Source organism: Bradyrhizobium cosmicum (assembly GCF_007290395.2).
Classification (GTDB): Bacteria; Pseudomonadota; Alphaproteobacteria; order Rhizobiales; family Xanthobacteraceae; genus Bradyrhizobium; species Bradyrhizobium cosmicum.
The window spans coordinates 6843151-6869556 of the sequence record NZ_CP041656.2; the positions used below are offsets into that span (position 1 = coordinate 6843151).

Genomic DNA, 26406 nt, shown 5'->3' on the forward strand with positions numbered 1-26406 from the left:
GCAAGCTCCCTCAGTCGATCACGGCAGTGAAGTCGCACTGCACCAGCGCGCCGCCGTCCATGGTGTCCATCGGTAGCGCGTGGCGCGCCGGGCGCGAATGCTCGTCCGGAAACATCTTGAGCCATTCGACATTAACCGGACCGCGCTGCGTGCGGTCCTTCAGCCACACCGTCATCTTGATGATGTCGTCCGTGGTGCCGCCGGCGGCCTCCACCGTCGCCTTCATATGCGCGAACATGTTGGCGCATTGGGCGTCGAGACTCTCCGGCATCACGCCGGCCGCGTCGCGGCCGAGGATGACGCCGGACATCACGAGACCGCCGATGCGGCAAGCGTTCGGAATCGGATTGGCGTGCTTGAAGCCGCCAATATGGATGCTCTTGCGCCGCGATTCACCCGTCATGGTGCGCTCCCTCTCTGTTTATTGGTTCAGACGAACTGGCACGACACCGAGCCGAAGCTGCCGTAGTCGGCATGGAAAGTGTCGCCGCGGCGGATATCGACCGGACGCGTGAACGATCCCGCCAACACCACTTCGCCTGCCGCGAGATGTTCGTCGTGCGGCGCGAGGCGGTTGGCAAGCCAGGCGATGCCGTTGGCGGGATGGTTGAGCACGCCGGCGGCGAGCCCGGTCTCCTCGACCTCGCCGTTGCGGAACAGCAGCGCGCCGATCCAGCGCAGGTCGGCATCCATCGGGCGGAACGGCCGGCCGCCCAGCACCAGCGCGGCGTTGGCGGCGTTGTCCGAGATCGTATCCATCACCTTGCGCGGCTTCCCGGTCTCGGGATCGACGCGGTGCATGCGCGTCTCCAGGATTTCCAGCGCGGGCGTGACATAGTCGGTGGCATTGAGCACGTCGAAGATGGTGCAGTCCGGCCCGCGCAGCGGCGCCTTCAGCACGAAAGCGAGCTCGACCTCGATCCGCGGCGCGTGGAAACGATCGAACGGGATCGGCGTGGCGTCGGCATAGAACATGTCGGCGAACAGCACGCCGTAATCGGGCTCGGAGATGCCGACCGCGTTCTGCATCGCCTTCGAGGTCAGACCGATCTTGTGGCCCTTGATGACGCGGCCGCGGCCGAGCTGCAGTTTGGTCCAGGCGCGCTGGATCGCATAGGCATCCTCGATGCTGAAATCGGGATAGTCCTTGGTGAACATCGTGATCAGCGTTTTGGTGCGCTCGGCCTCATCGAGCCGCGCGGCGAGACGTTCGATCGTGGCGGTGTCGAGCATGATCTATTGCTCCGCAGCAACGGTGTTGCGCAGCACGCCGATGCGGCTCGACTCGACCTCGACGACGTCACCGACCTTCAGCCAGCGCGGCGGATCGAAGCGAACGCCGGCCCCCGTCGGCGTGCCCGTCACGATCATGTCGCCGGGCTTCAGCGTCGCGAAGGTCGAGAGATAAGAGATCAGATAATCGAACGGGAACATCAGCCGTTCGGTCGTGTCCTGCTGCCGCACCTCGCCGTTGACGCGCGTGATGATGTCGTGGGGACCGCGCGGATCGAGCTCTTCCGCCGTCACGATCCACGGGCCGATGCTGCCGGAGCGATCGAAATTCTTGCCCTGCGTGACGTTGAACTTGCCGTGGCGCAGCCAGTCGCGGACCGTTCCCTCGTTGCACAGGGTCATGCCGAAGATGTGCGACCACGCTTCCTCGCGCGGGATGTGGCGACCGCCCTGACCGATCACGATGACGAGCTCGCCCTCGTAGTCGAGCTGCTCGGAGACCTTTGGCTTCTCCAGCGGCTGGCCGGAGCCTGTCATCGAGGACATGCTGCGCACGAACAGGCTGGGATATTTGGGCAGGTCGGAGCTGTCCTTATATTCCGCGTTGCGCTCGGCGTAATTGACGCCGATGCACCAGAGCTTTTCGGGAGCGAGCACCGGCGGCAGCAGGACGAGCTTGTCCAGCGCGTGGTCGGGCTTCTGCCCGGCCGCCGCCTCCTGCGCATCGGCCAGCGCGTTGGCCGCGATCAGCGCCTTCACGTCGGAGAAGTCGCGGCCGATCCGCTTCGTCAGATCAACCACACCGCCTTCGACGGCGGCGCCGTAGCGTGGCTCTCCGTCCAAGAGATAGCTTACGAGTCGCATGTCGGTTTCTCCAATGGACTTCAGGCACTGAGGCAGCGCAATGCGCCGGTCGCTCAGTCTTTCGATTTGGGCGTCTGGAAGACGGTGTTCAGCGTCACGATCTCGCCGAGGCTGGCATAGCGCGGTCCGCCGATACGCGCGATCGGGTCGAGCGCCTTGGTCTCGACCTTGCCGTCGTTCACGAGACCGTCGCGCAGATGGAACATCACGACCTCGCCGACGATCAGCCGGCTCTTGGCATCGCCGAATTCGAGGCACTGCCGGAAGCGGCACTCCATCGCGACCGGCGCTGCAGCCAGCCGCGGCACCTTGATGCGCTCGCTCGCGAGCGTCTCCAGCCCGAGATGCTCGACCTCGCTGACTTCAGGGGGATGCTCGACGGAGCTGTCGTGCACCGCGGACATCAGCGGGGTGTCGGCGATATGGATCACATATTCCTCTGTATCGAGGATGTTGTGCGCGGTGTCTTTGTAGTTTGCGCCCTTGCGGCCGACGCTGATGGCAAGCATCGGCGGCTTCTGCGAGACGAAGGTGAAGGCGCTGAACGGCGCGAGGTTGAGCACGCTGGAGCGCGACAGGCTCGTCACCCAGGCGATCGGGCGCGGCACCACGATGCCGGTCATCAGCCGGTAGATGCGCTCCGCGCCGAGCTCGGTGGGGTCGATCCGCATTGCTCAATCAGCCTTGATGTTGGCCTTGCGCACGACCGGGATCCACTTGGCGTCCTCGCGCTCGAGATAGGCCTTGAACTCGCCCGGCGTCATCGCGACGGCTTCGCCGCCGAGCTTCTCGAACTTGTCGACCACGCCGGGGTCTTTCAGGATCGCGACCAGCGTCTCGTGCAGCTTGTCGATGACAGGCGCCGGCGTGCCCGCGGGCGCGAACAGGCCGGTGAAGGTCTGACCATCAAAGTCCTTGTAGCCGAGCTCGGCGAAGGTCGGGACGTCAGGCAGCGACTTCAGGCGGTGCGGACTGGTGACGGCGAGTGCGCGGAACAGGCCGGCCTTGATGTGCTGCAGGCTGACCGTGAGCTGGTCGAATGCAAACTGCACCTGGCCGCCGAGCAGATCGTTGATCGCAGGCGCGTTGCCGCGGTAGTGCGCGGTGACCCATTGCAGCTCGAGGCTAGACTGCATCAGCTCGCTGAGCAGATGGTTGGTGGTGCCGGGGCCCGGCGAGGCCATGGTCAGCTTGCCGGGGTCGCGCTTGGCGAGCTCGATGAATTCTTTGAAAGTGTTGGCCTGCACCGACGGATGGACCTCGAGCACCAGCGGCGTCATCGAGATCGTCGAGATCGGCATGAAGTCCTTTTTCCAGTTATAGGCTTCGCGCTTGTTGATCTCGGTCGCAAACAGCACCGGGCCGTTGGCGCCGACGAACAGCGTGTAGCCGTCGGGCGCCGACTTGGCGAAGGCTTCGCCCGCGATCATGCCGCCGGCGCCGGCCTTGTTCTCGATGATGAAGGGCTGGCCGAGCTTTTCCTGGAGCTTGTCGGCGACGATGCGCGCCGCGCTGTCGACATTGCCGCCGGCCGGATAAGGCACGATCAGCTTGACGCTGCGCGCCGGCCATTGCTGGGCCGAAGCGGACCCAGCCAGCATCGCAGTGACAGCGGCGATGGCAATCCAGATTAATCTCATGTTAACCTCCCGACGGCGCTTCCAATTTCCATGCGAGTGCCCCGACGTCGTGCAGGGCATCCCAACGGAAGCGCAATCTCCAGATGCGGGCTTTACCTGTCGAGTGAATTGTGGCGTTCTTGTCCATATTATGGACAAGAGAGCTTTGTCAAAATCAGCGGTCGAACCGCGACAAGGCGCGCAGGCAATCCGGCGCGCGCTCGCGGTGCTGCGCATTCTTGCCGCAGGCCGTGAAGATGGTGTGCCATTGGCCGAGGTCGTACGCGCCACCGGCCTCACACGTCCGACCGTGCATCGCATCATCCACGTGCTGATCGAGGAAGGCATCGTGGAACGGCACGACAGAACCGGCCGCTACGCGATCGGAAACCAGGTGCCTGAACTGGCGCTTGCGCGAGCGCGGCCGTCGCGGCTGCTGGTCGCCGCCAGTCCGTCGCTGCGGCGCGCCTCCACCGAGATCGGCGACACGCTGTTCCTGACGATGCGGACCGGCAACGACACGCTATGCGTCGATCGCAGGATCGGCATCTATCCGATCCAGGTGCTGTCGATCGAGGTCGGCGCGCGCCGGCCGCTCGGCGTCAGCAGCGCCGGCGTCGCCATCCTCGCCGCGATGCCGGCTCCGGATGCGCGAAAAATCGTCGCAGCCAACGAGAAGAGATTCGAAGCCTACCAGACCGACGCTGCGTCGGTGATGAGCCAGGTCACGACGGCGCGGAAGCGTGGATACAATATGAGAGAAATCGGCCTCGTGCAGGGCACCAAGTCGATCTCGACCTGGATCAAGACCCCGGATGGGCAGCCGGCCGCAGCGATGACCGTCTCCGCCGTTCGGACGAGGCTCGGGCCAAGGCGGGAGCAGGAGGTTGCGGAGATCCTACTGCGCGAGGCGCGGATCATCGAGCAGGCGATACGGGGTTAGCGCTGTCGGCTAACACGGACGGCGCTTCTTCGCCTCTCCCCGCCTGCGGGGAGAGGCCGGAATTTGCGTGCAAATTCCGGGTGAGGGGGAGTCTCCGCAAACTCAACTCTCACCGTCCCCGCGGAGAATCCCCCTCACCCCAACCCTCTCCCCGCAAGCGGGGAGAGGGGGCGCGCCACCGCTGTCAATGGGCTGACTTGGCCCGCCATTTTGTGGCACAAGGGCCGCCATCGCCGACCGACCCACGAGGCCAAGCATGCCCGCGCCGAAACCGCCTGCCTTCGAGACCCTGAGCCTGCATGCGGGCCAGCATCCGGATCCCGCGACCGGCGCCCGCGCTGTGCCGATCTACCAGACCACGTCCTACGTGTTCCAGGATTCCGACCACGCCGCCGCTCTGTTCAACCTGGAGCGCGCCGGCCACATCTACACGCGCATTTCGAACCCGACCACCGGCGTGCTGGAGGAGCGGCTCGCGGCGCTGGAGGGCGGCGTCGGCGCGATCTGCACCGCGAGCGGCATGGCCGCGCTGCATCTGGCCATCGCGACATTGCTCAATGCCGGCGATCACATCGTGGCATCGAGCTCGCTCTATGGCGGCACCATCAACCTCCTGGCGCACACGCTGCCGCGCTTCGGCATCACCACCACCTTCGTGAAGCCGCGCGACCACGACGCGTTCCGCGCAGCGATCAAGCCGAACACGAAGCTGGTGATCGGCGAGACCATCGGCAATCCCGGGCTCGAAGTGCTCGACATCCCCAAGGTCGCAGCGATCGCGCATGACGCGAAGATTCCGCTGCTGATCGATAACACCTTTGCCACGCCCTATCTCAGCCGCCCGATCGAGCTCGGGGCCGACATCGTGATGCACTCGGCGACAAAATGGATCGGCGGCCACGGCATCGCGATCGGCGGCGCCCTCATCGACGGCGGCCACTTCGACTGGCGTGCGTCCGGAAAGTTCGGCGTGCTGACCGAGCCCTATGGCGGCTATCACGGCATCGTCTTCGACGAGCAGTTCGGCACCGCCGCCTTCATCATGCGTGCGCGCACCGAAGGCCTGCGCGATTTCGGCGCCTGCCTGTCGCCGACCAACGCATTCCAGCTGCTGCAGGGCGTCGAGACGCTGGGCGTGCGCATGGACCGCCACATCCAGAATACGCACCTCGTGCTGGAAGCCCTGAAGTCGAACAAGGCCGTCGACTGGGTGCTGCATCCCTCGATGGAAGACCACGCGGACTATCAGCTGGCAAAGCAATTGCTGCCGCGCGGCGCCGGCTCGATCGTCTCCTTCGGCATCAAGGGCGGGCGGCCCGCGGGACGCAAGTTCATCGAATCGCTGCGCATGATCAGCCATCTTGCCAATGTCGGCGACGCCAAGACGCTGGTGATCCACCCCGCCTCGACCACGCATCAACAGATGGACGCCGAGCAGCTCAAGGCGGCCGGCATCGGCGAGGAACTGGTGCGGCTGTCGGTCGGCATCGAGACGGCCTCAGACATCATCGACGATCTCTCCCAGGCGCTGCGCATCTCGCAAAAGGTTTGAGACCATGAAGCTCTCCGTCAACGGCGCCGAGGTGTTTGTCGCAACCGGCGGCCGCGAATTCGACAAGTCCCTGCCCGCGGTGGTCTTCATCCACGGCGCCGGCTTCGACCGTTCGACCTGGGCGCTGCATACGCGCTGGTTCGCCCATCACGGCTTTGGCGTGCTGGCGCCTGACATGCCCGGCCACGGCCGCTCGGCCGGGCCTTCGCTGTCATCCATCGCGGAGATGGCCGACTGGACCGCAGCATTGCTCGATGCCGCCGGCGTGGCGAAAGCACACCTGATCGGCCACTCCATGGGATCGCTGATCTCGCTGGAGACCGCCGCGCGCCATCCCGGCAAGGTCTCCGCACTGAGCCTGATCGGCACCGCCGCGACCATGACGGTCGGCCCCGACCTGCTCAAGGCCGCCGAGGCCAACTCGCAGGACGCCAACGACATGGTCTCGATCTGGGGCCTCGGCTTCAATGCCGAGCTCGGCGGCAGCCTCGCGCCGGGCCTGTGGATGCACGGCGGGGCGCAGGCTGTGCTGAAGCATTGCGAGCCGGGCGTCCTGTTCAAGGATCTGTCCGCCTGCAACGCCTACGCGAATGCGCTGACCGCTGCCGCGAGCGTGAAGGTGCCGACCACGCTCATCCTCGGTGAACGCGACATGATGACACCGGCGAAGGCCGGCAAGGCGCTTGCGGCGGCGATCCCGCATGCGAAGACCGTCGTGGTGCCGGGCGCCGGCCACATGATCATGGCCGAGCGCCCGGATGAGTTGCTGGCAGCGCTGCGAGGCTGACGACCCAAGCCACGAGCGTCATGGCCGGGCTTGTCCCGGCCATCCACGTCTGGCCACGCGGAGCGAAGAACGTGGATGCCCGGGACAAGCCCGGGCATGACGACAACTCAGGAGCCCGGCGTCCACTTCCAGACGATGTCGGAGACGTTGACCGGCTTCGGGATCAGGCCGAGCTTTGCAAAACGGTCGGCCACGGCCTGCTGGCTCTTGATCACTTCGGAATCGACCGGCACGATCCGGTAGTTCGAGCGGTCGACGAAGCGATTGATCGCTTCGAGATCGACACCGGTCGCTTCGGCCTGCGCCTTCGCCACCTCCGCGTGATGCGAATCCGCCCACACGCCTTCCGATGCGAACGTCGTGTTGAGCTTGGCGACCAGGGATGGATATTTTTCGACGAAGTCGGTGCCGGCGATATAGAAGGCGTTCGGCTGATGGACGTCCTTGTCGAGAGCGATCACTCGCGCATTTTCCTTCAACTCGGCAAGCGCGAAATAGGGATCCCAGATCGACCATGCGTCGACCGACCCTTTCACGAAGGCCGCTGTCGCGTCGGCCGGTGCAAGCGGTGCCGGCGTGATATCGGTCCACGAAAGACCGGCCTTTTCGAGTGCCGCGACCAGGAGATTGTGCGCGCTCGATCCCTTGCCGAACGCGACGCGCTTGCCCTTGAGGTCGGCAAGCGTCTTGATCGAAGAGTCCTTGGGTACAATGATCGCCTGGGTGTTGCCGTCCGACTTCACCGCTGCGACGTAGCGGATTCTCGCTCCGCCGGCCTGGGCGAAGATCGGCGGGGCGTCGCCGACATAGCCGAAATCGACACTGCCGACGTTGATGGCCTCCAGCAATGGTGGGCCGAACTGGAAGTCGATCCACTTGATCTCGATGCCGAGCGGCTTGAAGGCATTTTCGAGCGTCTGGCGCTGGCGCACCGCCGGAAAGAAGCCGCCCTTCTGCGTGCCGATGCGGATTTCCGCCGGCTTGTCTTCAGCGCGCGCGGGTGCGGCCAAAGCTGTCGCAAGGACGAGTGCCGTGGCGAGAACGTGTCGTCGGGTGATCATGACATGGTCCTTTCGGTGAGATCAGTTGGCGAAGAGTTGAGAATTCGCGCGCCCGCCCCGTTCGGCGAACACCGCGCGGGCGGCGCGCTCGGCCTCGCGCGCCGAGCGGAACTGGCGGCCTTCGAGACTGTCGAACAAGCGCTCGGAGGAGAAGAAGCGGAAGCCGCGATCGTCGCGTGTGATGATGCCGGCGGCGCGGTCGTGGATCTCGATGATGTAGGCGCTGGACTGGGATTGGGACATGGCTGCTCGTTCGCCGGATATCGGCGCTTCCTGTCTGAAATCTTCGGTGTGGATTTGCTGTTAGGACGCGGTCAGCAACAACAGGCGCCGGTGGCCGCCGAGAAACAGCGCCGCGTCATGCATGCGTGCATGTTGCCGGGATTGCGCTGGTGATCGGTTCTCATGTTGCGGCATCTAGCTCGATGAGCAGTTTCGATGCTGCAAATATCGGGCGATTGGCCCGATTGGTCAATGAAATGGCTATCCATATTTGGCCGCGGCGCGCTCGGGCGCTTCTCCCGCCGCAAGCACTGACAGACAGATTCATCTCGCAATGAGTTCAACGCGGGCGCACGGCCGGCATGTTATGCTCCCGCCGGCGCAGGTGAGGATTGGGAGGTCCAGGCATGGCGGATGATCTGAAAGGGCGCACGGCGCTCGTCACCGGCGGCTCGCGCGGGATTGGCGCTGCCGTCTGCCGCGCGCTGGCCGATGCAGGCGCGGCCGTGGCGATCAATTGCCGTGAACGGATCGGACAAGCCGAGCAACTGGCGGGCGAGATCGTCAAGCGGGGCGGGCGGGCGATCGTGGTTGCAGCCGACGTCTCACAGAGCGAGGCCGTGATGAACATGGTCGAGCGCGTCTCGGCCGGGCTCGGACCGATCGACATTCTCGTCAACAATGCCGGCATCGCCATCACCCGCGGCGTCGACGATCTCACCGAGGACGATTTCGACCGGACGATTCTGGTCAATTTGAAATCCGCATTCCTGTGCACGCAGGCAGTACTGCCGTCGATGCGCGCGCGGAAGTGGGGTCGCATCGTCAACATCTCCTCCGGAGCTGCGCGCGGGGCCGGTTCGATCGGCCCACACTACAATGCGTCCAAGGCCGGCATGGAAGGCCTCACGCGCGGTTACGCGGCGCGACTGGTGAAGGAAGGCATCACCGTCAACGCGGTGGCGCCGTCGCTGATCGAGACCGACATGATGAGCGGCCAGCCGCAACTCGTCAGCCGCATCCCGCTCGGCCGCTTCGGCACGGCGGACGAAGTGGCGAAGGCGGTGATGCTGCTGGTCGACAATGCCTACATGACCGGACAGACCGTCGCGCTGAGCGGCGGGATGGCGTTCAATTAGCACCGTTGCCGGGACGAGGTCGGCGCGAAGAACGGCTACGGCGTGAACTTGTAGGAGACGCCGACGCGAACGGTGTCGATGGTTTGACGACCGCCCTTTTCGATCGTTGTCGCAGTGCCAGCGGCCGTCGAGATCGTACTGAAGGTGGATTCGACCTTGCCGAAATCGTAGTGCAGATATTCCAGTCGCGCGATCCAGTTCGGGCTGCCGATGAAAGTCTCGACGCCGGCGCCGGCGGCCCATCCGAAATGGTCTCGCGCGACCTCGTTGGTGCTGGTCGCGGGGGTACCCGGGAAGGCATCGAACTCGAACGAGGAGCGGTGGACACGCTCCCAGGCGAGACCGCCAGTGCCATAGAGCAGCCAGGTTGGGGCGGGGGTCCAGCCGAGCCGGGCCCGCGCGGTGCCGAGATATTTGACGTTGTCGGACAGCGTCAAATTGAACGGCGGGCTGGTCGCGGTTGCCGAACTGCCCTTGATGCCGGTAGCACTGCCGTCGATTTCGAGACCCGCGACCACGCTGGCATATTGCCAGTTGTAGCCGGCCTGGCCGCCGGCGAGCCACCCCTTGGACTTGATGCCGCCAACAAAGGTATCGAAGAAGCTGAGGGCGAAATCGTTCTCCTTCCAGCCGTAGCCGGCATGCGCGCCGAGATAGAACCCGGCCCAGCTCGCGCTCGGCGGCGCCACGCGCGGCGCCTTGGCGTACATCGCTGCTGCGGGGCTGGTCACGGCGGCGTCCGGTCCGAACTTGTAGGATACGCCAGCGCGGACCAGATCGATGGTCTGATGCCCCGCCGTGACCGCAAGCGACACAGGCGGAGCGCCGCTCAGACTGAACGTCTGTTCCTGAAAAACGCGACCGAAATCGTAATGCAGATATTCGATGCGGCCGATCCAGTTAGAACTGCCGAGCATCACTTCACCGCCGGCGCCGGCGACCCAGCCGAAACGATCGGCAGGGACGTTCGACGCCCCCGTCACCGTGCCGAGCGGGTCGGCTTGCACGAACGTCGAGCCGTTTTCCAGGCGTTCCCATGCAAGACCGGCGGTGCCGTAGAGCAGAAGGCTGTCCAGAGGTGACCAGCCGAGCCTGGCACGCGCCGTGCCCAGATACTTGACCTTCTCGTTGACCGAAATACTGATCGAACCGCCGCCGCCGATAGCCCGGAAGAGGGTGTTGGAGGTACCCTTGATGTCCGCGGCGCTAAGATCGATCTCGAGGCCAGCCACGGCACGGCCGTATTGCCAGTTGTGACCCATATGCCCGCCGGCCGCCCAGCCCTTGGACTTGACGCCATTGATCGACGTCCCGTCCGGGAACATGAAGACGGTGCCAGGCACCGTGAACGGGTCGTCGCCCCAGCCATAGCCACCATGGACGCCGAGATAGAAGCCTGCCCAACTCGCCTGCGGAGGTGCGACGGGCGCCTTGCCGTAATAGGCCAGGCTGTTGACATGCGCGGGCTCGCCGAATTTGTAGGACACTCCGGCGCGCACCATGTCGATGGTCTGCGATCCGGCCGTCGAGAGCTCCGGGGTGAAGCCACCCACGCGGTTGAAGCTGGTCGCGGTCTGAATCTGACCGAAATCGTAGTGAAGATATTCGACGCGGCCGATCCAGTTCGGACTCCCGAGCATCATTTCGGCACCGACGCCCGCGACCCAGCCGAATTTGTCGATCGCAGTCTTCGTGGTGATGAGTTGCGTCGCCGGAGCAGCCGGCGGACTGTCCGTCAGAAGACTGCTCGCCGTGACATCGAGCCGCTCCCAAGCCAGACCGGCGGTGCCGTACAGCAAGACGTTGTCGGTGGGCAGCCAACCGAGACGCGCGCGGGCACTGCCGAGATATTTGACGTTCTCGGCCAGCGACAGCGTCACCGTCCGCGTTCCCGCAAGCGTGGTTTCGCTGATGCTGTTGCTGCCCTTGATGTCGCCGGCGCTGAAATCGAGTTCGAGGCCGGTTACGGCACGACCGAACTGCCAATTGTAACCGGCGTGACCGCCATAGACCGCGCCTTGCGACTTGACGCCGTTGATGTGCTGCGGCGCCGTGAAGGTGAAGTTATCGGATTGCGAAAAATCGTCCTTCTTCCAGCCGTAGCCGCCGTGCGCGCCGAGATAAAATCCGGCCCATGAGGCGGCAATTGCCGGCGGCGGCGCTTTGGTCGCGATCGGCAGGTCGGCGGCGAAGGCCGGTCCCGCGAGCGCCAGGAGCGAGGTGCCGGCCAAGAGCGAGCGGCGCAGGGGCGCCGGAGCAGACAGCAAATCGGCGGACACGGGCATTCCCTCGAATGGAAACATTCGGAAACAGTCCCGGACAATACATCACGCGGTTCCCAGAAAGACCACGGGCAACACTACCCCAGGATGTCAAAGGTCCAAGACGTGCCCTGCCGGCAACAGTTAGGTGCGAGAAACCGCTGAAAAGTCGCGCCAAGCCGCAACCGATAGCTGCAACGGCTGAACCCGGCCAACGCGCTGACCGATGGCTTGTGCTGTCACCATCGTCGGAAAAGGAAATCGGGCGTGTACCGCCGAACGGAAATTTTCGGCGGAGCCGCCCGCTGAGATCATCTCCGCCATCCGTACCAAAGAAGGAGGCGGCAGAGAGAGATCGTCACCACATCGTTGCCGCAGCCCGCTCCGGCCAGATGCGGTCGTATTCCGCGCCGCCGACCTTGTTCTCGCTCATCTCGGCGAGGATCTGGCCCGGCGTCGGCAGGGTCTTGGGATCGATGCGCTTGTCGGGATTCCAGAGGTCGGAGCGGACGATGGCGCGGGCGCACTGAAAGTAGATCTCGTCGATCTCCATCACCATGACGCTGCGCGGCGCCTTGCCTTCGACCTTGAACGAGGCCAGCAGTTGCGGATCAATCGACAGTTGCGCGCGGCCGTTGGCGCGGACCGCATTGCCGGAGCCGGGGATCAGGAACATCAGCGACACCCTGGGATCGCGGACGATGTTGCGCAGGGAATCGACCCGGTTGTTGCCGCGCCGGTCCGGCAGCATCAGCGTCCTGGGGTCGTGAATGCGGACGAAGCCGGGCAGGTCACCGCGCGGCGAACAGTCGATCCCCTCCGGCCCGATGGTGGCGAGAGCTGCGAACGGCGACTTCTCGATGAAGATGCGGTAGAGCGGTGTGACATGGTCGGCGACTTTCACGGTCGAGGCATCACCGACGTCACCGTAGATGGCCTCGAGCTGTTCGACCGTCTCAATCACCGACATTCCAGTCTCCTTATTGTGCAGGCCGCTCCTCGTGCCAGCATTCATTCCTGATGACGCGCACGAGCTGGCGGCTGTGATAGTCCGCGCTGCCGGCATTGAGGATGGTGACATCGGCACTGGCCGAAGCGTCACTGATGCTGCGCGCAAGGCGATCTCCGATATTGCCGTCGCTGTGCCGGGCGCGGGCGGCCAGCCGCTGTGCCAGCACGTCCGGCGGCGCGGTGATCGCGACGACGACGACGTTGGCGTAGGCCTTGCGCAGTTCGCCGATCACCGTACGCGAAACGTTGGCAACGACCGCACGCCCGGCCCGGATATCGTCATTGATGCCGAGCGGCAGCGCATAGGAATGTCCGTGCGCGTCCCAATGCACGGCGAAATCGCCGTGCTCCTGCGAGCGACGGAATTCGTCGGGACTGACCGCGATATTGTCCTCGTCCGCGGAGGACTCGCGCGTCACGACACGGCGCGGGAAGACGATGTCGTGGTCGTCGACGCAGGCCGCCTGCGCCAGCCGCAGCAAGGTGTCCTTGCCGGCCCCGCTCGGGCCGACCACGAGCACGAGCCGGCCGGGGCCAATCTTACCCGCCTCGCCCTGCGTCATGGTCGTGGTCTCGCTCATGCGACGCGGGTTCCTTCGCGCCAGACGCTTCGAACGACCGGAACCTGGCCGGCAACGTGCACGCGGATCAGATCGGCGCGCTTGCCGGTTGCGACCTCGCCGCGATCGGTGAGGCCAACCGCCTCGGCGGGGGCCTTGGTCACGGTACGAACCGCCGCCGGAAGGCTGATCGCGGGCACATGCTCGGGCAGTTGCAGCGCGGCCATCAGCAGGCTCGACGGAATGTAGTCCGACGACAGGATATCGAGCAGGCCTTCACGGGCAAGATCGACCGCGGCGATGTTGCCGGAATGCGAGCCACCCCGCACGACGTTCGGCGCCCCCATCAGGATGTCGATGCCGGCCTGATGCAGTCCGCGCGCGGCTTCCAGCGTGGTCGGGAATTCGGCCACCGACACGCGATCGCGCACGGCGTCCACGACGTTCTCCTCGGTGGTGTCGTCGTGGCTCGCGAGCGGAATGTTGTACTTGTGCGCCAGCGACACGATCTCGCGCATGTTGGCCGCGGCATATTTCTTCTGATATTCGAAGCGCTTTGCGAACAGCTCGTCGAGCTCGGCGTCTGTCTTGCCGCCGCCCTTGCCGCGGTAATAGTCGCGCAGCTTGACCTCGTCGCGGAACTGGCGCTGGCCGGGCGTGTGGTCCATCAGCGACATCAGCCGCACGTCGGGACGGTCGATCAGCTCCTTGGCCTCCTCGACCACGCTCGGCATCGGAATCTCGCAGCGCAGATGCAGGAAGTGGTCGGCCCGCAGCAGGTCGGCATCGCGTGCGGTCGTGATCGCCGCGGCGAGCACGCCGGCCCGGCCATCGACTTCCTCGGCGCCATCCTCGCGCCAGACCCGGAGCGAATCGAACACGGTGGTGATGCCTGAGGTCGCCAGCTGGCCGTCATAGGAGATTACGGCCGCGACCGGATTCCAGAACACCTTAGGGCGCGGCACGTAATGCGCTTCAAGATGGTCGGTGTGCAGCTCGATCAGGCCGGGCATGATGAGGTCGCCGCCGACGTCCTCCGCGCCGGCCGGGGCCCTGCCGTCGCCGATCTCGGCAATGCGACCACCCGCGAGAGCAAGCCAGCCCTGCTCGATCACCCGGTCAGCCAGCACGATCCTGGCATTGGCAATCACGGTATCCTTCGGCTTGGCGTTCATTTCGATGTCCTTCAGGCCGCGGCAGCAAAGCTGGTGACGTCAACGACGCGGTCGGCAATCAAATGGCGGATTTCGTCGTCATGGACAATGGCGACCATGGCGACGCCCTGGCGCTTTTTCTCGGCCACCAGCTCGACCACGACGGCGCGGTTGGCGGCATCGAGCGAGGCGGTCGGCTCGTCGAGCAGCAGAATCGGCAACTCCGAGATGAAGCCGCGCGCGATGTTGACGCGCTGCTGCTCGCCGCCGGAGAAGGTCGCCGGCGGAAGCTGCCAGAGCCGCTCGGGGATGTTGAGGCGATGCAGCAACTGGCCGGCGCGCGCCTGCGCATCGGCGCGGGCCATGCCGTTCACGATCAAGGGCTCGGCGACGACGTCGATGGTCGCAACGCGCGGCACCGCGCGCAGGAACTGACTGACATAGCCGATGGTCGCACGGCGGACGTTGAGGACCTGCCGCGGCTCGGCGGTGGCGAGATCGATCACCGCACCGCGATGGCGGATGCCGATGCGGCCGGAGTCGCAGCGGTAATTGCCGAAGATCATCTTCAGGATCGACGACTTGCCGGCGCCCGATGGCCCCGACAGCACGACGCATTCGCTCGCTTCGACGCGGAAGGTCACGCCGCTCACGACGGGCAATTCGATGCCGCCCTGCAGGTGCATCGTAAAGGTCTTGTTGGCGTTGGCGACGTCGATCATGGCGGTCATCGGGGTGCTCATGGCGGCAGAATCGAGGAGACGAGAAGCTGCGTATAGGGCTCGCGGGGATCGTCGAGCACCTGGTCGGTGAGGCCGGTCTCGATGACGCGGCCGCCCTTCATCACCATCACGCGGTGCGACAACAATCGCGCGACGGCGAGATCGTGGGTGACGATGACGACCGCGAGGCCCAGCTCCGAGACGAGACTGCGCACGAGGTCGAGCAAGCGCGCCTGCACGGATACGTCCAGACCGCCGGTCGGCTCATCCATGAACACCAGCCGCGGCTCGGTGACGAGGTTGCGGGCGATCTGGAGACGCTGGCGCATGCCGCCGGAATAGGTCCGCGGCGCATCGTCGATGCGAGCGATGTCGATCTCGACGCGGGTCAGCCAGTCCGACGCGGTGTCGCGGATGCGGCCGTAGTGATTCCAGCCCACGGCCATCAGCCGCTCGCCGACATTGGCGCCGGCGGAGACCGCCATGCGCAGTCCCTGCGCTGGATCCTGATGCACGAACCCCCAATCGGTACGGAACAGGAAACGCCGCTCGGCCTCGCCGAGCGTGGCGAGATCGCGGGTGATGCCGTCGCGCATCCGGTAGGACACATGGCCGGCACTGGCCGCGAGCTGGCCCGACAGCAATTGGAGCAGCGTCGACTTGCCCGACCCGGACTCGCCGACGATCGCCAGCACCTCGCCGGGATAGAGCGAGAACGACACGTCGCGGCACGCGGCGATGCGGCCGTAGGACTTGCTGAGGGACTGCGCGACCAGCAGCGGCTCGTCGGTCTCGAGCATGTCTTGATCAGCCATTTGAGCCTCCTTGCGCCTTCTCCTTGTACGGCGCAGCGCTCTCGCTGCCGTGGTGGCCGGCGGCCTGGCGCCCCTCGCAATAGTCGGTGTCCGAGCAGACGAACATCCGCCCGCCCTTGTCGTCGGTGACGATCTCGTCGAGGTAGGAATTTTCGGCCGCGCACAGCGCACAGGGCGCGTTGAAACGATAGGGCTCGAACGGGTGATCCTCGAAATCGAGCGAGACCACCTGCGTGTAAGGCGGGATCGCATAGATGCGCTTCTCGCGGCCGGCGCCGAACAATTGCAGCGCCGGGCAATTGTCCATCTTGGGATTGTCGAATTTCGGCGTCGGCGACGGGTCCATCACGTAGCGCGCATTCACCTTCACCGGATAGGCGTAGGCGGTCGCGATATGGCCAAAGCGGGCGATGTCCTCGTAGAGCTTGACGTGCATCAGGCCGTATTCGGCGAGCGCGTGCATGCGCCGCGTCTCGGTCTCGCGCGGCTCGAGGAAACGCAGCGGCTCCGGAATCGGCACCTGGTAGACCAGCACCTGATTCTCTTGCAGCGCCGTCTCCGGGATACGGTGACGGGTCTGGATCACGGTCGCCTCATTCGTCGCCGTGGTCGTCGCAACGCCCGCGGTCTTGGCGAAGAATTTGCGTATCGAGATCGCATTGGTGGTGTCGTCGGATCCCTGGTCGATGACCTTCAGCACGTCCTGGGGGCCGAGGATCGCCGCAGTCACTTGCACGCCGCCGGTGCCCCAACCATACGGCATCGGCATCTCGCGGCTGGCGAACGGCACCTGATAGCCGGGGATCGCGATCGCCTTGAGAATCGCGCGGCGGATCATCCGCTTGGTCTGCTCGTCGAGATAGGCGAAATTGTAGGCGGGCGCGTTCATTCCGCGGCCTCCTTCATGACGTCGGGCGCACTGGCTTCCGCGAACTCCTTGCGCAGCTTGCGGAGCAGGCCGAGCTCGGACTGGAAGTCGACATAATGCGGCAGCTTCAGATGCTCGACGAAGCCGGTCGCCTGGACGTTGTCCGAATGCGACATCACGAATTCTTCATCTTGCGCCGGGGCGAGGGCCTCCTCACCCAGCTCGCGGGCACGCAGCGCGCGATCGACCAGCGCCATCGACATGGTCTTGCGCTCGCTCTGGCCGAAGGCGAGGCCATAGCCGCGGGTGAAGCACGGTGCCTCGGTCGCGGAACCCTTGAACTGGTTGACCATCTGGCATTCGGTGAGCTCGATCGAGCCGAGCGGCACGGCGAAGCCGACGTCCTCCGCCGCGAATTCGACCTCGACCTCGCCGAAGCGAATCTCGCCGGCGAACGGATGGTTGCGGCCATAGCCGCGCTGGGTGGAGTAGCCCATCGCCAGCAGAAAACCTTCGTCGCCGCGCGCGAGGTTTTGCAGGCGCAGGTCGCGATCAGCCGGGAAGTTCAGCGGCTCGCGGGTGAGATCGCCGACGCTGGCGCCTTCCTCCGCTTGCGGCGACGATTCGATCAGCCCGTCGCGGCCCAGAATGTCGGTCACGCGCGGCGTCGGCGCGGTCGAAGCTTCCGCCGTCGCGGGCGCTTCGGGCACAAAGCCCTGGCCAAGCGAAGGATCAAGCAGGCGATGGGTGTAGTCGAAGGTCGGCCCGAGAATCTGGCCGCCCGGAATGTCCTTGAAGGTCGAGGACACCCGCCGCTGCACGCGCATCGCACCGGTGTCGACCGGCTCGCTGGCGCCGAAGCGCGGCAAGGTGGCGCGGAAGGCGCGGACCAGGAAGATCGCCTCGATCAAATCGCCGCGCGCCTGCTTGATCGCGAGCGCCGCCAGCTCGCGATCATAGAGCGAGCCTTCGCTCATGACGCGATCCACGGCGAGGCCGAGCTGCTCCGAGATCTGGTCGAGGGAGACTTCTGCGACGCTTCTGTCGCCGCGCCGCGCATTGGCGAGCAGCAGATGGGCATTCTCGATGGCGCGCTCGCCGCCCTTGACTGCGACATACATGCTTAGCTTCCCTTAACTACGACCCGCGTTGTCCGCGGGATCGCCACCACGGAATCATCGGCGACCAGCACCAGATCGATGCCGCGCGGAAACAATGCCTCGTTGAGATGCAGGCGCTCGAACAGATCGGCGGGCTTGATCGTCGCCTTGAGCGTGGCGACGCCGTCGATGCCCGGGCCGCGCAGCTCGAAGCTGCGGCCCGCATCCAGGCTCTCGACCTGAACGATCAATGTGGTCGAACGGTCGGGGTACTCGCTGGTGCCGAGCGCGAAGCGCTCGAGCGCCGGAAGCAAGCCGCCGTCGCTGATCAGCGCGAAGCTCGCGATCGAGGAGTCCTGCACCACCGGCGCGCCGGTATGGAATTTCAACCACTTCACCACGTCGGAGCTTTCCGACATTCGCGCATCGAGCCAGAGCGGCGTGTCGTGGTCGAACAGCGTCAGCGCGATCGCGGCGGTGCCGCGCATCATCGGACCGGGCGCTCCCGCCATCGGCACGATGCGCTGGACCGAGCCCGGCCGCGCCATCGCGTCCATGACCGAACGGAAGGTTGACTGCGCCGACAGCACCTTGTCGGCGAAACCCGGCGGCAATTCCGCAATCGTCGTCATGGCCTCACCCCTCACCGCGCACCATGGTGTAGAAATCAACCTTCGTCGCCGCGGTCTTCGCCGCCGCCTGCTTGCGACGCATCGCAAGCTGCTCGCGCAACGGCGCGATGATGTCCCGCTCGACCGATGCGCCGAAATCCCGCGATTGCACCAGCGCGTCGCACAACGCGATCAGCCGCGCCTTCTCGCCGTCGCGCCCGAGCGTGTAGCCGAAGCCGACTTCGCCGCTCGCAAGCCGCACCGCAGCGCGCGACACCGTGGCTTCGCCGAGATTAAACGGCGCGCCGTCGCCGCCGACCCGCCCGCGCAGCATGACGAGGCCGTTTTCCGGCGCGCGCAGATCCTGATGGGGTGGAAGCGCGAAGTTGCGGAGGCGGGCGGCGATCTCGCCCGCCTCCGCGTGCGCCAGCACGGCCATTGCGGCCTGGCGCTGGGCTTGCTGGGTATTGTGCTGGGTCACCAAATCCACCGAGCTCTGTTGCGAAACTTGCCGAATCCAAGTTGTCTATGATACTAGACAACTTGATACGCAAGCGCCATGACTGTTTCGTGACAAAGGTGTGATTTCTGGAGTAGGTTGCCGGCGACATGAGCATGCAGGACACCGCCTCCTCGGGCGTCGCGCTGTGGCGCCTCGTTGCCGACGGCATCGAGCGCGGCATCGCCGACGGCCGCTTTGCGGCCGGCGACAAGCTGCCGGGCGAGACGGAGATCGCCGAAACTTATCGCGTCAACCGCCACACCGTGCGGCGCGCGCTGGCAGCCCTTGCCGAGCGCGGCATCGTGCGTGCCGAGCGCGGCAGCGGAACCTATGTCGAGGCGCAGCGCCTCGCTTATCCCCTGCGCTCGCGCACGCGCTTCTCCGAGATCGTCGGTGCCGACGGCCGCGAGCCGCATGGCCGATTGATCGAAGCGACCGATGACGTCGCGACCCGTGAACTGGCGCGGGAGCTCGGTCTGAAGACCGGCGCGCCGCTGGTGCGGATCGAGGCGATCCGGCTAGCCGACCGCACGCCGATTTGTGTCTCCACCACCTGGCTGTCAGCGGAATTGTTTCCGGGCGCAGGCGAGGTGTTCGCCGCGACGCGTTCGATGACGAAATTGCTCGAGCACTATGGCGTGCGCGACTATCGCCGCGGCGCGACGAGGATCACGGCCGGCATCGTGGATGCGACCGACACTGCACGGCTGGACCTGCCGCTGGGCCGGCCGATCCTGGTGGTCGACGCGACCGATCACGATCTCGACGGCAAACCGCTGGTGACCAAGCACTCGCGGTTCGCTGCGGAGCGGGTGGAGTTTCTGGTGGAGAACGGGTGAGCTGCCTCTTCCTCTCCCCGTTATCACGGGCGCGCGACGGGCTTCGCCCGCGCTGAGAGGGTTGGGGTGAGGGGCTGTCTCCGCAATCACGGCAGGAGTCGGATTCGTGGAGAGTCCCCCTCACCCGCCGCGCTACGCGCGTCGGCCTCTCCCCGCAGGCGGGGAGAGGCGAAGAACCTACGCCACCGCCCTTGGTCCGATGATCGCAAACCGCAGCTTGCTCGAAATGAAATCGATCGCGGCGACAGCGACCAGGATCATCAAAATCAGGAACGACACCTTCTGCCATTCCAGTACGCGGATCTGCTCGGCGAGCTGGAGGCCGATGCCGCCGGCGCCGACGATGCCGATGATGGTGGCCGAGCGCGTGTTCGACTCGATGAAATAGAGCACCTGGCCGGCGATGACAGGCAGCACCTGCGGCAGCAGGCCGAAGCGGATCTCATGCAGCGGGCTGCCTCCGGAGGCACGGATGCCTTCGACCTGCTTCTGGTCGGCGCCCTCGATCGCCTCGGAGAACAGCTTGCCGAAGGCGCCGAAATCCGACACGGCGATCGCGAGCACGCCGGCGAACGGGCCGAGCCCGACCACGTTGATCCACACCAGCGCCCAGATCAGCGTGTCGACGCCGCGGATCGAATCCAGGAAGCGCCTGACAGGGAAGCGCAGGATTTTTGACGGCACGATGTTGCGTGCGGCAAACAGGCTGACCGGGAGCGCAAACACCGCGGCCAGCGTCGTGCCGAGCAGCGCGATCGAGAGCGTCTCGCCGAGCGCCTTCAGGTAGATCGGCAGCGAAGAACCGGGATCCGGCGGGATCATCATCATGCTGATCCAGCCGAGCTGGCTGAGACCGTTGATGAACCGCGACGGCGAGAAATCGAGATCGACCAGCCCGTACACAAAGACTGCTAGCGCCGCGACGATCATCGCCGGCATTGCGAGCCGCGCCGAGGCCGGTCGGTCGAACACATCGGGGTAGCGCGCTCGAATCTGCGCGGTATCGACCTCGCGCTGCCTCGTCACGTTCGCGCCCCCTTGCCGAACAGGCGGCCGCGCAGCCAGCCTGTGGCGATATCGATCATGAAGACCGTGACGATGATGGTGAGCAGGATGGCGCTGACGTCCGAATAATAGAATTTGCGGATGGCGACGACGAGCTCCTGGCCGATGCCGCCGGCACCGACGAAGCCCATCACCGAGGCTTCGCGGACGTTGATCTCGAAGCGCAGCAGCGCGTAGCTGGCATAGCCCGCGGTGACTTGCGGCACGATCGCAAAGCGCATGCAAGAGAGCCAGCTTGCGCCGGTCGAGCGGATGCCTTCGGCCGGCTTCATGTCGGCGTTCTCGACGATCTCCGAGAACAGCTTTCCGAGCGCACCGGTGGAGTGGATCGCGATCGCCAGCACGCCCGCCATCGGGCCGAGCCCAAACGCAATCACGAAGATCAGAGCGAAGACGATGCCTGGCACGGTGCGCGCGAATTCGAGCAGGCGCCGTACCACGAAACGCAGCCAGGGCGCAGGAGAGGTATTTTCAGCGGCGAAGAAGTTCAGTGCAAACGCGAAGACTGCGCCGGTCAGCGTGCCGACATAGCTGATCAGCAGGGTCTCGCCGAGCATCTTCAGCCATTTGCGCCAACCCCAAAACCACTCGCCGGCATCGGTCCAGGCACGCTGACCAGTATCGAGGGTAAAGATACGGTCGAAATAGCTGACGAAATTGCCGAAATAGGTGAAGAGCGTGCGCAGATTCACTTCCGCACCGACCGCGGCGAGGAGCAGCGCGGCGGCGAACACCGCCGCCCCGAACAGCAGACGCCATCGCCTGCGCGCAACTGCCTGGCCATAGGCGGCGTTCAGCGCAGCCAGTTGCTGCTCGGGCAGGATCGAAACCGCGATGGTCATTGGTCGGAAAAGGACCCGTCAAAAGAGAAAGAGCCGGGTCCATCGACCCGGCTCGAGTAGCGTCACCCTGATATCAGGACGCCTTCTTCTTACGCAGTGCATCGACGAACTTGATCAGCTCGATCGTGCCATCCCAGTCCTTGGTGGTGGCGGGATGGAAACCCTTCTTCTGACCGTCCTGGAGGCGATCGAAGGCCGCCTTGTCCTTGGCCGGCGCGTCGAAGAACGCCTTCGCGATCGCCGCCTTGGCTTCTTCCGGCAGGTCGGAATTGTAGGCGTAGGGGCCGTTGATGATCGGCGCCGACTTGTGGATGATGCGGAAATCGTCCTTCTTCATCGGCGAGCCATCGGCGTTCTTCAGCATGCCCTTGGTCAGCATCTGCGCCAGCGTCGAATCGTCGTCGCTGGTCCACTGGTTCGCGGCAACGTCGACCGTACCCTGCGCCAGCGCCAGGATCGCGTTCTCGTGGCTGCCGGTGAAGACGACCTTGCTGAAATAGGTGTCGGCGTCGGTGATGCCCATCTTGTCGAGCTCGAAGCGCGGCACGTTGTTGCCGGAGGTCGAGTTCGGGTCGACAAGGCCGAGGTTCTTGCCCTTGAGCTGATCGACGCTCTTGTAGGGGCTGTTCGCCTTGACGAAGAACACCGAATAGTAGCCGGTCGAGCCGTCGGCGTTGATATCGTTGGCGAAGGCATCGGTCTTGACGCCGGTCAGGCGCGCGCGGGCGAACGACGCCGAGCCATAGCTGGCGATATGGATGTTGCCGGCGCGCTGGCCTTCGATGACCGCAGCGTAGTCGTTGGCGATGCGCAGCGTGACCTTCACGCCCAGTTCCTTGGAGAGATAGTTCATGAACGGCGCCCAGCGCTCGGTCACGCCCGAGGCGTTTTCCGCGGGAATGACCGCGAAGGTCAGCTCGGGATATTTGGCTTTCCAGTCCTCGGCGGAGGCTGAGGTCGTGAACGCGAGCGCGGCGGCGCCGGCGAGGATGAGTCTGCGAGTGATCATGATACCCTCTTCATCGGTTGGGTCGGTTGACGCAAAACTGGCAACTAGGCTGGTGGCGTGGCTCAGGCAGCCGCGGCCGTCCCGAGCGCAGGGACGCCATCGTGGGCTGGCGCGGACGCACCACCCATGACATCGGCGGCTTCGAGATCGTAGAGCTCACGCGCGACGTGATCGGTCAGCGCGGCCGGTGCACCGTCGAACACCACGCGGCCCTGCGCCATGCCGATCAGACGGTCGCAATAGCTGCGGGCGAGATCGAGCGAATGCAGATTGCAGAGCACGGTGATGCCGAAATGCTTGTTGATGCGCAGCAGCGCATCCATGACGATCTTGGTGTTGCGCGGATCGAGCGAGGCGATCGGCTCGTCGGCAAGGATGATGTCGGGCTGTTGGACAAGCGCGCGGGCGATCGCAACACGCTGCTGCTGGCCGCCGGAGAGCTGGTCGGCACGCTGGGCAGCGAGCGAGGCGATATCGAACTGCTCGAGCGCCGACATCGCCAGTGCCTTGTCCTGCTCGGGCCAGGTCTGCGTCAGCGAGCGCCAGGCCGGCATCGTCGCGAGACGCCCCATCAGCACGTTGGTGAGCACATCGAGCCGGCCGACCAGATTGAATTGCTGAAAGATCATGGCCGAACGCGCCCGCCACTGCCGCAGCTCCTTGCCGCGCAGCGGGGTCACGTCGAGGCCATCGAACAGGATGCGGCCCTCGGTCGGCGTCGCGAGCCGGTTGATCATGCGCAGCATGGTCGACTTGCCGGCGCCGGAGCGCCCGATCACTCCGACGAAGCCGCCGGGAGAAACTTGAAACGAGGCGTTGTCCACCGCGGCTTTTGCGCCGAAGCGGCAGGTCAGACCTTCAACCACCAGCATAGAGGGCTCCAGAGTAGCTGGGACCCACCGCTAGCGCCGGCGCTTGACACTTGTGTGACACGCGCGCTGCGATGCGGCGATGATACGCACTTCGTCCCCTGTCATCGCCTCGTCATGACATTGTCATCAAGCCACTCGAAGAGAAACGCCCGCCCTCAAACCCTCGGATGCAACATGGCCGGCAAGGTGCTTTCAGTTCAACCGACCGTAGATGCTTCCGCGAAGCTGCAGGAGACCCGGCTCGGCGCCTATACCGAAGTCGGCGCACGCACGATCCTCACCGAAGTCACGATGGGCGACTACTCCTACGTCGTGAACGACGCGCAGATCACCTACACCACCATCGGGAAGTTCTGCTCGATCGCCGCGATGACGCGGGTCAATCCCGGCAATCATCCGATGCAGCGCGCCACGCAGGCCCATTTCACCTATCGCGCGAGCGCCTACTTCCCGGGCGAGAGCGACGACGCGGACTTCTTTGCGTGGCGGCGCCAGCATCACATCCATATCGGCCATGACGTCTGGATCGGCCACGGCGCGATCGTGCTGCCGGGCCGCAACATCGGCACCGGCGCGGTGATTGCCGCGGGGGCCATCGTCACCAAAGACGTGCCGGCCTACACCATCGTCGCCGGCAATCCGGCGCGCATCGTGCGGCGGCGGTTCTCGGAAGAGATCGCCGGGCGGCTTGCAAAGCTGGCCTGGTGGGACTGGGATCACGACAAATTGCGTGAAGCCCTGCCCGATTTCCGCAAGCTCGGGATTGAAGATTTCCTCTCCACGTATGAAGCACGGGCAGACTCTCCTGCCAGCAAACGAAACGCGGTCGCGTGACAGACATTTTCCTTGAAGGCGGCCGAGCCCTGATCGGCGCCGAATTCGTCGAGACATCGCTTGGCGTGTCCGGTCCGGACATTGCACGGGTCGATGCGCCTGGCGGCCGGGCGCGGCTGGCGATCGATGCGCGCAACCTGCTGGTCCTGCCCGGCATCGTCGATCTGCACGGCGACGCCTTCGAGCGGCAGATGATGCCGCGCGCCGGCGTCGACTTCCCGATCGACGTCGCGCTCGCCGACAGCGACCGTCAGGCGATCAGCAACGGCATCACCACGGTGTTTCACGCCACGACCTGCTCGTGGGAACCGGGCCTGCGGAGTGCCGACAATGCCCGGGAGCTGATGGAGGCGATCGAGCGGCAGCGCCCGCAATTCGCCGCCGACACCCGCTTTCACCTGCGGCACGAGACCTACAATCTCGGCGCCGAGGCCGAGATCACCCAATGGCTCGCCGAAGGGCGCGTCGACCTGTTCGCCTTCAACGACCACATGGACGGTACCGTCGCCGACATGGCCAAGCCGCGCAAACGCAATCGCATGGTGGAACGGACCGGGTTGACGAGCGAGGATTTCGACGGATTGGTCGCGCGTATCGTCTCGCGCGCAGCCGACGTGCCCGCTTCCGTGTCGCGGCTGGCCGCGGTTGCCCGCGCCGCCGGGGTGCGGATGCTTTCGCATGACGACGCAACGCCGGCGATGCGCCGGGAGTATCGCGAGCTCGGCACCGACATCGCGGAGTTTCCGATCAACGAGGAGACGGCGCGGGCGGCCGCCAGCGCCGGCGATGCGATCGTCTATGGCGCGCCGAACGTCGTGCGCGGCGGCAGCCACACCGGCTGGACCAGGGCGTCCGACATGATCGCCAAGGGGCTCTGCTCGGTGCTGGCGTCGGACTATTACTATCCCGCGCAGCTGCTGGCCGCCTTCCGCCTCGCCGCCGACGGCGTGCTGCCGCTGGCGAAGGCCTGGGACCTGGTCTCCGCCGGGCCCGCGCGCGCGACCGGCCTTGCCGACCGCGGCCTTATCGCCGAAGGACGCCGCGCCGACATTCTGCTGGTCGACGACACCATACCGCTGCGGCCGCGGCTGGTCGCGGTGATCGCAGGCGGCAAGCTTGTGCATCTCACCGATGCGACGCGGCTGCTCAGCGTGGCGGCGACGCCGCGCGAGGCTGTCGTTGCGGCATAAATTGGTTATGCTGAAGCCATGACCGGTTTCCCCCGCTACGCGATCTATTCTGCCGCAGGCAGCGACAGCGCCCTCTCCCGCTTCGGCGCCGAGCTGCTTGGCTACGATGCCTATACCGGTCAAGAGGTGCCCTTCCCCGCTGAGGCTTTGCAAATCGCTCCAGACTGGCGCGACATCACCGCCGATCCCCGCAAGTATGGTTTTCACGGCACGCTGAAGGCGCCGATGGCGCTGGCGGCCGGCAGGACCGAAGCGGAGCTCATGGCGGTATGTGCCGAATTCGCCGGCAAAGCGCGGCCGATCCCGTCGATCCGGCCCGTCGTCGATGCCATCAGCGGCTTCATTGCAGTCATCCCGGCCGAGTCGGTCGACACGCTGCAACAGCTCGCCGCCGATTGCGTCCTCAGTTTCGATTCGTTTCGTGCCGTCCTGACGGCGGAAGACCGCGCGCGGCGGAAACCCGAGAAGCTCAGCGAGCGCCAGCGCGATTATCTCGATCGCTGGGGCTACCCTTACGTGATGGAGGAATTCCGCTTCCACATGACGTTGACGGGACGACTGGACGCGGAGCGACGCGGGCCGGTTCTGGAGATGCTGCGGGGACGGTTTGAGTCGCTGAAGCTCGATACGCTCGCGACTGATCGCATCGCGTTGTTCAGGCAGGACGATGCCAAGGCACGCTTCAGCATTATCGGCGAATGGAAGCTGACTGGTTAGACGAAATTGCGCGT

General features: G+C 65.3%; 29 protein-coding genes. 8 read left to right on the forward strand and 21 right to left on the reverse strand.

Features of this window, described 5'->3' with window-relative positions; translation table 11 throughout:
* Window positions 1–10: 10 nt before the first annotated feature.
* From FNV92_RS32610 to FNV92_RS32630, 5 genes are read right to left on the reverse strand one after another with little or no spacing between them, the layout of a single operon-like run.
* Window positions 11–403 carry a RidA family protein gene (locus tag FNV92_RS32610; protein ID WP_143843020.1) on the reverse strand — a complete coding sequence of 131 codons (393 nt, stop codon included), beginning with the start codon at window positions 401–403 and terminating at the stop codon, window positions 11–13.
* 26 nt (window positions 404–429) lie between these two features.
* Window positions 430–1233, reverse strand: a complete 804-nt coding sequence (gene hpaH, locus FNV92_RS32615; protein ID WP_143843019.1) for a 2-oxo-hept-4-ene-1,7-dioate hydratase — start codon at window positions 1231–1233, stop codon at window positions 430–432.
* 3 nt (window positions 1234–1236) lie between these two features.
* Entirely contained in the window at window positions 1237–2097 is an 861-nt protein-coding gene (locus FNV92_RS32620) for a fumarylacetoacetate hydrolase family protein (protein WP_143843018.1), read from the reverse strand.
* 53 nt (window positions 2098–2150) lie between these two features.
* The gene (locus FNV92_RS32625; RefSeq protein WP_143843017.1) at window positions 2151–2768 is read right to left on the reverse strand and encodes a flavin reductase family protein; all 618 of its coding nucleotides are present in this window, start codon (window positions 2766–2768) and stop codon (window positions 2151–2153) included.
* 3 nt (window positions 2769–2771) lie between these two features.
* Complete coding sequence (locus FNV92_RS32630) at window positions 2772–3737, reverse strand: Bug family tripartite tricarboxylate transporter substrate binding protein (protein WP_143843016.1); 966 nt, start codon at window positions 3735–3737, stop codon at window positions 2772–2774.
* A 130-nt stretch (window positions 3738–3867) separates the two neighbouring features.
* Here FNV92_RS32630 and FNV92_RS32635 point away from each other — a divergent pair, with 130 nt between their 5' ends.
* From FNV92_RS32635 to FNV92_RS32645, 3 genes are all read left to right on the forward strand, one after another.
* Window positions 3868–4659: an IclR family transcriptional regulator gene (locus FNV92_RS32635; RefSeq protein ID WP_041748603.1), complete on the forward strand. Its 792-nt coding sequence runs from the start codon at window positions 3868–3870 to the stop codon at window positions 4657–4659.
* A 256-nt stretch (window positions 4660–4915) separates the two neighbouring features.
* The gene (locus FNV92_RS32640) at window positions 4916–6211 is read left to right on the forward strand and encodes an O-acetylhomoserine aminocarboxypropyltransferase (RefSeq protein ID WP_143843015.1); all 1296 of its coding nucleotides are present in this window, start codon (window positions 4916–4918) and stop codon (window positions 6209–6211) included.
* 4 nt (window positions 6212–6215) lie between these two features.
* On the forward strand, window positions 6216–6998 hold the full coding sequence (locus FNV92_RS32645) for an alpha/beta fold hydrolase (protein WP_143843014.1): 783 nt from the start codon (window positions 6216–6218) through the stop codon (window positions 6996–6998).
* Window positions 6999–7105: 107 nt separating this feature from the next.
* Here FNV92_RS32645 and FNV92_RS32650 read toward each other — a convergent pair whose 3' ends face one another.
* Window positions 7106–8059 (reverse strand): aliphatic sulfonate ABC transporter substrate-binding protein, encoded by a 954-nt coding sequence (locus tag FNV92_RS32650; protein WP_143843013.1) that lies wholly within the window; start codon window positions 8057–8059, stop codon window positions 7106–7108.
* 21 nt (window positions 8060–8080) lie between these two features.
* Entirely contained in the window at window positions 8081–8302 is a 222-nt protein-coding gene (locus tag FNV92_RS32655) for a hypothetical protein (protein WP_015688999.1), read from the reverse strand.
* 386 nt (window positions 8303–8688) lie between these two features.
* Between FNV92_RS32655 and FNV92_RS32660 the strand changes: the two genes are divergently transcribed.
* Entirely contained in the window at window positions 8689–9420 is a 732-nt protein-coding gene (locus FNV92_RS32660) for an SDR family NAD(P)-dependent oxidoreductase (protein ID WP_143843012.1), read from the forward strand.
* A gap of 35 nt (window positions 9421–9455) precedes the next feature.
* Here FNV92_RS32660 and FNV92_RS32665 read toward each other — a convergent pair whose 3' ends face one another.
* The 10 genes from FNV92_RS32665 to phnG form a co-directional block, all read right to left on the reverse strand.
* Window positions 9456–11699, reverse strand: a complete 2244-nt coding sequence (locus FNV92_RS32665; RefSeq protein ID WP_143843011.1) for an outer membrane protein — start codon at window positions 11697–11699, stop codon at window positions 9456–9458.
* A gap of 340 nt (window positions 11700–12039) precedes the next feature.
* Window positions 12040–12651, reverse strand: coding sequence for a pyridoxamine 5'-phosphate oxidase family protein (locus FNV92_RS32670; RefSeq protein WP_143843010.1), 612 nt, complete (start codon window positions 12649–12651; stop codon window positions 12040–12042).
* 10 nt (window positions 12652–12661) lie between these two features.
* On the reverse strand, window positions 12662–13273 hold the full coding sequence (gene phnN, locus FNV92_RS32675; protein WP_143843009.1) for a phosphonate metabolism protein/1,5-bisphosphokinase (PRPP-forming) PhnN: 612 nt from the start codon (window positions 13271–13273) through the stop codon (window positions 12662–12664).
* Window positions 13270–14427, reverse strand: a complete 1158-nt coding sequence (locus FNV92_RS32680; protein WP_143843008.1) for an alpha-D-ribose 1-methylphosphonate 5-triphosphate diphosphatase — start codon at window positions 14425–14427, stop codon at window positions 13270–13272. Before FNV92_RS32680 ends, phnN begins: the two co-directional genes overlap by 4 nt.
* A gap of 11 nt (window positions 14428–14438) precedes the next feature.
* The gene (gene phnL / locus FNV92_RS32685; RefSeq protein WP_168213783.1) at window positions 14439–15137 is read right to left on the reverse strand and encodes a phosphonate C-P lyase system protein PhnL; all 699 of its coding nucleotides are present in this window, start codon (window positions 15135–15137) and stop codon (window positions 14439–14441) included.
* Window positions 15138–15145: 8 nt separating this feature from the next.
* Window positions 15146–15943 (reverse strand): phosphonate C-P lyase system protein PhnK, encoded by a 798-nt coding sequence (phnK, locus tag FNV92_RS32690; RefSeq protein ID WP_143843006.1) that lies wholly within the window; start codon window positions 15941–15943, stop codon window positions 15146–15148.
* Entirely contained in the window at window positions 15936–16832 is an 897-nt protein-coding gene (locus FNV92_RS32695) for an alpha-D-ribose 1-methylphosphonate 5-phosphate C-P-lyase PhnJ (protein WP_143843005.1), read from the reverse strand. The genes phnK and FNV92_RS32695 overlap by 8 nt, the downstream gene beginning before the upstream one ends.
* A complete protein-coding gene (locus FNV92_RS32700; protein WP_143843004.1) occupies window positions 16829–17932 on the reverse strand; it encodes a carbon-phosphorus lyase complex subunit in 1104 nt (367 codons plus the stop codon). The genes FNV92_RS32695 and FNV92_RS32700 overlap by 4 nt, the downstream gene beginning before the upstream one ends.
* A gap of 2 nt (window positions 17933–17934) precedes the next feature.
* Entirely contained in the window at window positions 17935–18543 is a 609-nt protein-coding gene (gene phnH, locus FNV92_RS32705) for a phosphonate C-P lyase system protein PhnH (RefSeq protein WP_168213451.1), read from the reverse strand.
* A gap of 4 nt (window positions 18544–18547) precedes the next feature.
* The gene (phnG, locus tag FNV92_RS32710; protein WP_143843003.1) at window positions 18548–19012 is read right to left on the reverse strand and encodes a phosphonate C-P lyase system protein PhnG; all 465 of its coding nucleotides are present in this window, start codon (window positions 19010–19012) and stop codon (window positions 18548–18550) included.
* A gap of 119 nt (window positions 19013–19131) precedes the next feature.
* Here phnG and phnF point away from each other — a divergent pair, with 119 nt between their 5' ends.
* Window positions 19132–19863: a phosphonate metabolism transcriptional regulator PhnF gene (gene phnF / locus FNV92_RS32715; RefSeq protein ID WP_143843002.1), complete on the forward strand. Its 732-nt coding sequence runs from the start codon at window positions 19132–19134 to the stop codon at window positions 19861–19863.
* 177 nt (window positions 19864–20040) lie between these two features.
* On the opposite strand, the gene phnE (FNV92_RS32720) is transcribed toward phnF, so the two are convergent.
* The 4 genes from phnE (FNV92_RS32720) to phnC all read right to left on the reverse strand — a co-directional run bounded on the left by phnE (FNV92_RS32720) (window position 20041) and on the right by phnC (window position 23651).
* Complete coding sequence (gene phnE, locus FNV92_RS32720; protein WP_416377767.1) at window positions 20041–20835, reverse strand: phosphonate ABC transporter, permease protein PhnE; 795 nt, start codon at window positions 20833–20835, stop codon at window positions 20041–20043.
* 50 nt (window positions 20836–20885) lie between these two features.
* Window positions 20886–21770 carry a phosphonate ABC transporter, permease protein PhnE gene (phnE, locus tag FNV92_RS32725; protein WP_143843000.1) on the reverse strand — a complete coding sequence of 295 codons (885 nt, stop codon included), beginning with the start codon at window positions 21768–21770 and terminating at the stop codon, window positions 20886–20888.
* A 73-nt stretch (window positions 21771–21843) separates the two neighbouring features.
* Window positions 21844–22779, reverse strand: a complete 936-nt coding sequence (gene phnD / locus FNV92_RS32730; RefSeq protein WP_143842999.1) for a phosphonate ABC transporter substrate-binding protein — start codon at window positions 22777–22779, stop codon at window positions 21844–21846.
* Window positions 22780–22841: 62 nt separating this feature from the next.
* Complete coding sequence (gene phnC, locus FNV92_RS32735; RefSeq protein ID WP_143842998.1) at window positions 22842–23651, reverse strand: phosphonate ABC transporter ATP-binding protein; 810 nt, start codon at window positions 23649–23651, stop codon at window positions 22842–22844.
* 174 nt (window positions 23652–23825) lie between these two features.
* Between phnC and FNV92_RS32740 the strand changes: the two genes are divergently transcribed.
* The 3 genes from FNV92_RS32740 to FNV92_RS32750 are packed head-to-tail and all read left to right on the forward strand — an operon-like array spanning window position 23826 to window position 26392.
* A complete protein-coding gene (locus FNV92_RS32740) occupies window positions 23826–24485 on the forward strand; it encodes an LbetaH domain-containing protein (protein ID WP_143846147.1) in 660 nt (219 codons plus the stop codon).
* Complete coding sequence (locus FNV92_RS32745) at window positions 24482–25675, forward strand: alpha-D-ribose 1-methylphosphonate 5-triphosphate diphosphatase (protein ID WP_143842997.1); 1194 nt, start codon at window positions 24482–24484, stop codon at window positions 25673–25675. Before FNV92_RS32740 ends, FNV92_RS32745 begins: the two co-directional genes overlap by 4 nt.
* An 18-nt stretch (window positions 25676–25693) precedes the next feature.
* Window positions 25694–26392: a DUF1045 domain-containing protein gene (locus tag FNV92_RS32750; RefSeq protein WP_143842996.1), complete on the forward strand. Its 699-nt coding sequence runs from the start codon at window positions 25694–25696 to the stop codon at window positions 26390–26392.
* The last annotated feature ends 14 nt before the right edge of the window (window positions 26393–26406 follow it).

What these genes read in the sequence shown, in the direction of transcription:
- phnK (WP_143843006.1), bottom strand. Translation starts at nt 15,943, where the DNA reads ATGGCTGATCAAGACATGCTCGAGACCGACGAGCCGCTGCTGGTCGCG.
- phnD (WP_143842999.1), bottom strand. Translation starts at nt 22,779, where the DNA reads ATGATCACTCGCAGACTCATCCTCGCCGGCGCCGCCGCGCTCGCGTTC.
- FNV92_RS32680 (WP_143843008.1), bottom strand. Translation starts at nt 14,427, where the DNA reads ATGAACGCCAAGCCGAAGGATACCGTGATTGCCAATGCCAGGATCGTG.
- phnC (WP_143842998.1), bottom strand. Translation starts at nt 23,651, where the DNA reads ATGCTGGTGGTTGAAGGTCTGACCTGCCGCTTCGGCGCAAAAGCCGCG.
- FNV92_RS32620 (WP_143843018.1), bottom strand. Translation starts at nt 2,097, where the DNA reads ATGCGACTCGTAAGCTATCTCTTGGACGGAGAGCCACGCTACGGCGCC.
- FNV92_RS32750 (WP_143842996.1), top strand. Translation starts at nt 25,694, where the DNA reads ATGACCGGTTTCCCCCGCTACGCGATCTATTCTGCCGCAGGCAGCGAC.
- FNV92_RS32650 (WP_143843013.1), bottom strand. Translation starts at nt 8,059, where the DNA reads ATGATCACCCGACGACACGTTCTCGCCACGGCACTCGTCCTTGCGACA.
- FNV92_RS32700 (WP_143843004.1), bottom strand. Translation starts at nt 17,932, where the DNA reads ATGTATGTCGCAGTCAAGGGCGGCGAGCGCGCCATCGAGAATGCCCAT.
- FNV92_RS32635 (WP_041748603.1), top strand. Translation starts at nt 3,868, where the DNA reads ATGGACAAGAGAGCTTTGTCAAAATCAGCGGTCGAACCGCGACAAGGC.
- FNV92_RS32645 (WP_143843014.1), top strand. Translation starts at nt 6,216, where the DNA reads ATGAAGCTCTCCGTCAACGGCGCCGAGGTGTTTGTCGCAACCGGCGGC.
- FNV92_RS32740 (WP_143846147.1), top strand. Translation starts at nt 23,826, where the DNA reads ATGGCCGGCAAGGTGCTTTCAGTTCAACCGACCGTAGATGCTTCCGCG.
- FNV92_RS32670 (WP_143843010.1), bottom strand. Translation starts at nt 12,651, where the DNA reads ATGTCGGTGATTGAGACGGTCGAACAGCTCGAGGCCATCTACGGTGAC.
- hpaH (WP_143843019.1), bottom strand. Translation starts at nt 1,233, where the DNA reads ATGCTCGACACCGCCACGATCGAACGTCTCGCCGCGCGGCTCGATGAG.
- FNV92_RS32655 (WP_015688999.1), bottom strand. Translation starts at nt 8,302, where the DNA reads ATGTCCCAATCCCAGTCCAGCGCCTACATCATCGAGATCCACGACCGC.
- phnL (WP_168213783.1), bottom strand. Translation starts at nt 15,137, where the DNA reads ATGACCGCCATGATCGACGTCGCCAACGCCAACAAGACCTTTACGATG.
- FNV92_RS32630 (WP_143843016.1), bottom strand. Translation starts at nt 3,737, where the DNA reads ATGAGATTAATCTGGATTGCCATCGCCGCTGTCACTGCGATGCTGGCT.
- phnN (WP_143843009.1), bottom strand. Translation starts at nt 13,273, where the DNA reads ATGAGCGAGACCACGACCATGACGCAGGGCGAGGCGGGTAAGATTGGC.
- phnH (WP_168213451.1), bottom strand. Translation starts at nt 18,543, where the DNA reads ATGACGACGATTGCGGAATTGCCGCCGGGTTTCGCCGACAAGGTGCTG.
- FNV92_RS32625 (WP_143843017.1), bottom strand. Translation starts at nt 2,768, where the DNA reads ATGCGGATCGACCCCACCGAGCTCGGCGCGGAGCGCATCTACCGGCTG.
- FNV92_RS32660 (WP_143843012.1), top strand. Translation starts at nt 8,689, where the DNA reads ATGGCGGATGATCTGAAAGGGCGCACGGCGCTCGTCACCGGCGGCTCG.
- FNV92_RS32695 (WP_143843005.1), bottom strand. Translation starts at nt 16,832, where the DNA reads ATGAACGCGCCCGCCTACAATTTCGCCTATCTCGACGAGCAGACCAAG.
- phnF (WP_143843002.1), top strand. Translation starts at nt 19,132, where the DNA reads ATGAGCATGCAGGACACCGCCTCCTCGGGCGTCGCGCTGTGGCGCCTC.
- FNV92_RS32640 (WP_143843015.1), top strand. Translation starts at nt 4,916, where the DNA reads ATGCCCGCGCCGAAACCGCCTGCCTTCGAGACCCTGAGCCTGCATGCG.
- phnE (WP_143843000.1), bottom strand. Translation starts at nt 21,770, where the DNA reads ATGACCATCGCGGTTTCGATCCTGCCCGAGCAGCAACTGGCTGCGCTG.
- FNV92_RS32610 (WP_143843020.1), bottom strand. Translation starts at nt 403, where the DNA reads ATGACGGGTGAATCGCGGCGCAAGAGCATCCATATTGGCGGCTTCAAG.